Source organism: Endozoicomonas sp. YOMI1, from assembly GCF_024606345.1.
In the GTDB taxonomy this organism is placed as follows: Bacteria; Pseudomonadota; Gammaproteobacteria; order Pseudomonadales; family Endozoicomonadaceae; genus Endozoicomonas.
Genome location: NZ_JAHHPM010000554.1, coordinates 1 through 1,244, shown reverse-complemented (window position 1 = coordinate 1,244; position 1,244 = coordinate 1). Strand labels below are relative to the sequence as shown.

General features: G+C 49.9%; 2 protein-coding genes. Both read right to left on the bottom strand.

The annotated features are described in order from the left end of the window. Nucleotides 1-57: 57 nt before the first annotated feature. The gene (locus tag KDK15_RS19595) at nucleotides 58-513 is read right to left on the bottom strand and encodes a hypothetical protein (protein ID WP_257297081.1); all 456 of its coding nucleotides are present in this window, start codon (nucleotides 511-513) and stop codon (nucleotides 58-60) included. A 41-nt stretch (nucleotides 514-554) separates the two neighbouring features. Continuing rightward, complete coding sequence (locus KDK15_RS19590) at nucleotides 555-683, bottom strand: hypothetical protein (protein WP_257297080.1); 129 nt, start codon at nucleotides 681-683, stop codon at nucleotides 555-557. Nucleotides 684-1,244: the final 561 nt, after the last annotated feature.

Sequence of the window (1,244 nt, the reverse complement as noted above, 5' to 3'; positions counted from 1 at the left end):
TGAATAAGGCAATAAAAAAGCAGATTAACCAAGATAATCATAGATTACTCAACACAGTTATGAGCCCTTATCCTGAAACAGCGCACTCCCGTCCGGTGGCTGAGGATATCCGGGTGAGCATTGCGGTTGACTGCAGGAGTGTGTTCGGCCCTGGTTGTCGGCCGGGGACTTTGTTTCCTGGCGGGCAGGCGTTCCGTGACTGTGGTCTTTATCTCCGTTGATGTATTGCTGAATGACCTCTGGAGTCAGGCGGCGCAGGTAGCACGTATCTTTAGCCTTGATTCGGGCATATTCAATTTTTGACTGTAAATAATCCTGAAATGATGGGCTGAGATAACCACTGTCAGCCGTTGCCGGAGTCTCGTCGGATGAATCCACCAGTGTTTGCACTTGTTGATGCATCTGCTTATAGCATCGACAGGCACTGTGGTAGTCGCCTATTTCTGCAAACAGGTCACCCGCCTGGAGGTTGAGTGGAATAAATTTTCCCCGGCTGGCGGCTTGTCCATACAATGTCGCCACCTTCTCAGGTGATGGATGGTATTAATTGCTGCTCATGGAGCCAGCCCATCAGGAAACAGGCGTAACCACATGGATGCTGTCGCAGGTGCCTTTTTCAGTTGCTGCTCATGCATCTTCAGAAACTTTTCCGACTCAATCAGGCGACATGCGCCCAGTGCCAACACGGCGTCCGGATTCAGGCTGAAGGGTGCATCCGACCTTCTGTTTCGGAAATACCAGATGTACTAACTTGCAGGTGCAGCTGTATAGCGGTTTTATATCCTCTGCCGGACAATAGGCACCCCAAAACCACCGGTTAAACTTCTTTATGCCGGATTTATCATCAAGCGCTGGGGAGAAATTGCTGTTAATAGCAACGTCCAACAGTGTTTTGACCTGCTCAGTAAACGACCATGGTTGGTCTGCTATGCACATTGACCGAATAACATTATGATCAATACTGACTTTCCTCCCGGCAAAAAAAATGCTCTTCGGCAATCGTGTTTACTGAATCGCCGTGGGCGTTGAGGAAACTGTCCACGCATTGGTTATAACTCAGTCTATCCACAGTTTGGTCCCTTATGAAACAGCCATCAGCATACAAAAAGCTGCTCATGCAGTGGGTAGGGAACGTGCTCCTGTAGACAGGTTGCCGTTTCCACTGGGTCGAAGGAGCTACCAATTGTAGCTCCAACCCCCTGTCGAGTCGCCCAAGGGAACCTCCCCCTCAGGCGCTCACAGAA